Origin of the sequence: Lutimaribacter degradans (assembly GCF_023703375.1) — a bacterium.
Classification (GTDB): domain Bacteria; phylum Pseudomonadota; class Alphaproteobacteria; order Rhodobacterales; family Rhodobacteraceae; genus Lutimaribacter; species Lutimaribacter degradans.
The window spans coordinates 1-5,230 of record NZ_JAMQGO010000028.1 but is presented as its reverse complement, the minus strand read 5'-3'; the positions used below and the strand labels follow the sequence as shown (position 1 = coordinate 5,230).

The 5,230-nt window shown below is 45.0% G+C and carries 4 protein-coding genes; all 4 read right to left on the bottom strand.

What is annotated here, in order from left to right; genetic code table 11:
- Positions 1-241: 241 nt before the first annotated feature.
- Positions 242-2,212, bottom strand: a complete 1,971-nt coding sequence (locus tag M8744_RS17580; protein ID WP_251420044.1) for an FkbM family methyltransferase — start codon at positions 2,210-2,212, stop codon at positions 242-244.
- Positions 2,213-2,281: 69 nt separating this feature from the next.
- On the bottom strand, positions 2,282-3,436 hold the full coding sequence (locus tag M8744_RS17575) for a glycosyltransferase family 2 protein (RefSeq protein WP_251420043.1): 1,155 nt from the start codon (positions 3,434-3,436) through the stop codon (positions 2,282-2,284).
- Positions 3,433-4,413 carry a glycosyltransferase family 2 protein gene (locus M8744_RS17570; protein ID WP_251420042.1) on the bottom strand — a complete coding sequence of 327 codons (981 nt, stop codon included), beginning with the start codon at positions 4,411-4,413 and terminating at the stop codon, positions 3,433-3,435. Before M8744_RS17570 ends, M8744_RS17575 begins: the two co-directional genes overlap by 4 nt.
- Before the next feature lie 68 nt (positions 4,414-4,481).
- Entirely contained in the window at positions 4,482-5,018 is a 537-nt protein-coding gene (locus tag M8744_RS17565; protein WP_251420041.1) for a hypothetical protein, read from the bottom strand.
- Between the last annotated feature and the right edge of the window lie 212 nt (positions 5,019-5,230).

Below are 5,230 nucleotides of genomic sequence, written 5' to 3'. Positions count from 1 at the left end.
GGGCGTCGGTCAACCAGAAGAGATCAGACATGTTCACCGCTCGTTTTTCGAACCGTGAATCACGCCGCCTCGCAGAAATCAATGGGTCCTGACCCTAGATACGTCATACCAGTATATCTGATCCTATGGATTTGGCAAATTCTAAGAAAATCATTCAGTGGGTGCCAGTGTAAGATTATAACGTAGCCTTACATTGGCACCCACTACAAATTTGAAATACCCTGATACCAAATTACAGGAGCTAGCTATAGATATTCTTCCCAACAAAGGAATTGACAAACTTTCCATAGAATGAAGGTGTGAGGTTCCTAGTAAGCACTAAATCTGTATGAACCTTTTTGCCGCGGTGGATTCTGTTTAAGTGATGATACGAGTCAGCGGTTATAATATCCGCATTATTCTTTAGTTCAAAAACATTAAAATTTTCCTTCAGCTCATTAAAAAACATTTCCGAATTTTGCCCGCCAGCTTCAATGTATTCGCTATCAAACTCCATTAGTATTACGATGTTCTTCGAACCTTGAAGCGTCTGCTTTGCGCCATCGAGTGCTGCCGGTTCATATCCTTCTATATCCAACTTGATTAGCAGTGATTCATTGCCTCCACCTAAATTTTCCATTTCATGGTCAATGCTTGTGCAAAGAACTTTCACTTTCGTCAGTTCAGATTCACTACTGCGAACGACACTCGATTTACCTGACCAATCTTCATCAATGAAAAAGCTTAGATTTTCGCCAGGCGTGTTGCCCACTGCAAGATTTCGCCATTCGAGATTCTTTATATCATCATTATACAACGATGACTTTTGCAAGAAGGGAATAAGTTTACTGTTGGCCTCATAACCGACAATTTTTGTGGAACAGTACAACGGCGCTGACATCGCACACTCACCATAGTTGGCACCAATATCTAAAAATAGATCGATATCGAATTCATCCATCATTCGAAAAAAGAAATGTTGCTCCCGCGATCTGCCTCGAACTCCCCGCGTCAACAATATCTTTCTCACTCTGCGATCGCTTGGATCAACGGAAATTCGCCTTAAACCGGAACAAATATACGCGATTTCAGGGTCGGGTCGATTATACGAAGCTTTTATCTTTTCCAATTCATCAGTCATCTGCAAAGAACCCTCATTTAGCGTTTGGTCGATTTGTTTATTCACTCGTTCATCATTAGATCCACGCTCGGCTCGTGATGCCGAAGAACTGTGTGAAGTGGATAAACTATTTAGTTTCTTAGAGAAAAGCTTTGTCAACTTAAGATTGTGAAAGGAATACTCTTTCAGCTCATTGTAAACAGGCGTTCTGCTACAAATATCCCACCATTTAAGTGTGAATGAATTCTCTACATCTGAAAAATATACTTGTCCATGATCTGAATTTATTTCATTGGGGACTATCATTTTATAACTTTTCAAGTCGTTAGGAGTATTGAATGGTATTTCCCATGGTTTAATGTTCCCAAAAAGCGCATTCAAATGTACGGATTTTGGTGGCGAGGTAGGAGCTTCACCATTAAGATCTACAACTTTAACATTGTAAGGGTTTGAGCGCTCAATTGTCGCCATTTCACCAGCAAAGAAGCCAGTCAAAAATGCCTGATCACCCCCATATAAAACTTTCTGTTCCGGAAAGTGTCGTGCCCAAGACTCTGCGTACTTAACGTAATCGTCTGCGGAGATTTCTTTCTTTCGTAGACGGTCTAAGTTAATAAGCATGTGACCAGAATTAAAGCCGCCCCACATTCCGGTGAGTCGATCGAAGTTCCAAGGATCTTTCTCCAATCTCCAGTAAGTCGACAGAAGTAGAGATTTTCCCTCAAAGTCCTTGAAATAGAAGTCGTACTCATTTGATAAAAATAGGAAGTCACCTGTATCGACAAACAAAACTCTATCAACATCTTCAGGTAAGAAAAGATGGCAGGCGCCATCGAAAAAGCGCGCGGTATCATGCGCGCGAGAATAGCGAACAACTTTCTTTAAAAAGTCATCATCTTGAACCATAACATTGTGGAATGTCAGATTCAATTTATCTGAGAAGTCTGTAAGTTCTTCAATATTTTGATCGGCAATATCGGATTGGATTAAGTAAAAATGCAAATCATACTTTTTCCCAAAAATTTCATGTACATTTTGAAGGTTTACAAACACAAAACGCGAATAAGCGTCGTTACACGATGTGGCAATGTTCATTCTTAGCTTCTGTGTCATGCCGGTTTTCCTTTTTGGGTGTCCAGTTCTATAGTTTGATGCTTGCTAATTTCATCATGCTAACGCCACTTAGTATGCATTAACGATATCGCTAATAGCAGTAAATTCATCGAGCGCCTGTTTTGATTGCGCTATTTCTCGTGACATTTTGACTTGCCTCTCTATGTCACGGAGAAGTCGATTCAAGTCTTTTATGCCTTGATCTACCCGTTGCAATAGTCTGCGATCAGCAATGGCCATCCAACTCTCAACCACCTCAAATACCTTGCCTTCACGCAAACTATTCGCATAATGCCAGACCATTTTTTCCGACATTTCTTTTGAAAGTTCCTGCCATACTTCTTCCGAGATTTGTTGTAGCGTGGCTGCAGCTCGCACAGCGTATGGTCGAAACGCTGACGGCTGCAAGCGCCCAATGTGCCACGAGACTTGGTTTACAAGCCATTTGGCTGCCTGAATGCGTAGCTCGGTGGATAAATCAGGTAGGTTTGAAGTTATTATAGAGTAGTGGGTGAAGAATGCAGTAAGTTCGACCCCGGTAGAAGCCATGGTCTGTCCTGGGCGATTGACTCGGTGATGACAGACAATATGACGCGAAAAATGGATGCTTTTTGCCCTCGTGCAGACGTACCAATGGAACGGGTTGTCTTCGAAAAAGAAATCACCCTCGGGAAATCGAATACGGTTTTCGCGAAGAAAGGCAGTTCGATAAAATTTCCGCCAAGGTACGGCAATGAGATCAATCGCTGCAATTCTCGATGACTCAAGGTCCATGGTTGCCGATAGCCCGTCCCATTTTCTGGTATCGGCTGGTGGTTTCGTGCGATTGTTCCGTTGATCATATTCTAGATAGTCAGACAGGCTAATGTCGGCCGGATGGGATTCGTATGCATTGCGGGCCTTGTTGAATCCCTCGGGAAGCATGTAATCATCGCCATCAACAAAAAATATTGTGTCGCACTCGGCATGGTCCATTCCAATATTGGCACCAATTCCCACGCCACCAATGGTGTTGGTTCCCAACCAAATTGGCGTCCAGTTAACATTGTTGCCAAACCCAATCTCTTCTACGAAATCGAGTACTGCCTGTTCTGTGGAATCGGTGGAGCCATCATCTACGAGTATGACCTGATCTCCTTCGCGCACGCAGTCACGAAGGCTTTCAAGGCACTGCCGTATATACGGCTCGATGTTATAAGTGGTGACAATAAAGGATACGCTCATGGTAATGTTCCCTCAAAAAGTATCCTGTTGATTTTACGAGCTAGCGCCGGATCACGATAGGCAATCAGCGTCATTAGCCGTTTATCGATGGCGGACAGGGCGTAGTCCTTACTTTTCCGAAGCAGCACGTCGAGGTAAACATCGTCCATGTTTTCCTTGATCCAACTGATAAGTCTAAAGTTGAAGTCAAAAAAGGGGTGCAAGAAAGTCAGTCGTTCTAGATCAGGTTCGCTTGTGATCCTCGACAAGGTGTTCTCGAATGCTTGGAATACCGCCAACCTCTCGTCACCGCGTCGGTTTGTCAGACGTGTTCCACTTGGATGCCATTGGTGTACCGCCCCGATTTGGGTAGTAGCCCAAATATTGCGCGCGACGATGAAGCTGCTCCAATGTAACTCCAAGTCATTGTGCACAGGTATCTCGGTGCAGCGAATTGCGTTGTCTCGTAAGAAATCTGTCCGATAAATTTTGTTCCAAGGATAGGCTGATATTTGGCATAGGTTGGCCGCCTCTCTCGTGGTGAGCCTTGCCGGTTCGTCATCTACAGATAGAGCTTTCCAGCGGGCTTCTTCCGTTGGAAAGCTACCTCTGCCGCCTTCTTCAAGAATTCGCGTATCGTCATGGCGAAAGATCAAAAAATCGAAGGCTTCGGCCTCAGTTTCGCATGACGTGATGATCGCTGAAAACTCGTCGGAAAAAAGATCATCTGAATCAAAAAAGATGACATGGCTGCCGGTTACCCGGTCCAACCCAATGTTCCGGGCGTGACCCGCACCGCGTTGTTCGGAACTCCTTAGCCAGATAACGCTGTCAGTCAGGGCTCGACTTTCAGGAACCGTTTCCGGTCCAAGTGGATCGTCAGACGCGTCATCTACAACGATTACCTCAGAGAACAAACCTAACTCAGCAACTTGCGTCAATAGCCTGCCCAGACCCTCTGGATCGTTCCAGACTGGAATTACTATTGAAAGCTTCATTCTTTAAATTCCCAACGAGCTTGCAGCGAGTGAAACAAAGTTAAGTACCTTTTTACAAATTTTAAGTCTCAAACAATGAATACTCGGAAGTCAATCAGATCTAGGGCTGCTGATTGGGGCGCAAAAAACAATACCAACTCTCGCCAGCTTGCTTTTATAGGCACATCTTCCCGTTCTTCTACCTTTAAGAGATCTACATGCGTGCTTGGTTGGCCATAGGCGACGACGTGTTTTGGCAAAAATGCGTCCACAAATCCATCAGCGGTCTGCGAGCGCAAGCAGACGCGGAAAGTCGTAGCTTCTGCTGCGAATGTCTTGCAGGCAACACCAAATACGGCGGCATTTCTTAGATCAATCCCGCCAACAGAGAGATGCAATGCCATCCACTTTACTGGCTGCTGAACAACGTAGTTCAAGCTCAAAATATTGTCGCCGCCGGTGACGCTTCTCCCCTCGATCTCGCCATTGGGATCAATCGAGATTAAGGCACCGGGTGCAAGCCTAAGTCCATTGCTCAACTCTTCGTCACTTGCTTCCGTACGGAGCAAGCCAAGCGTATGATTTACTTCGGCGTCAAGGTTCAGAGATAGGTTGTCCATGGTCACAGTTATGCCTCAATGGTTTCTCTCGCGTCGGATGACTACCGCAGAAATGCTCGCGGCGCCAGACGGCATTCAGTTAGCAATGTTCTGAGTTTGGTTTCAAGTAACCGACGCATTGAACCGCCCCGGTTTTGCCGGAGGCTGATTACTCCGTTTTACGCGACTTTATCGAACTCGTTGTACTGTTCATAGAACTTCTCCTCGGCCTCTGCTGG

Bases quoted from the DNA above. Each gene is read 5' to 3' on its own strand.
- M8744_RS17570 (WP_251420042.1), bottom strand. From the start codon at position 4,413: ATGAAGCTTTCAATAGTAATTCCAGTCTGGAACGATCCAGAGGGTCTG.
- M8744_RS17580 (WP_251420044.1), bottom strand. From the start codon at position 2,212: ATGACACAGAAGCTAAGAATGAACATTGCCACATCGTGTAACGACGCT.
- M8744_RS17575 (WP_251420043.1), bottom strand. From the start codon at position 3,436: ATGAGCGTATCCTTTATTGTCACCACTTATAACATCGAGCCGTATATA.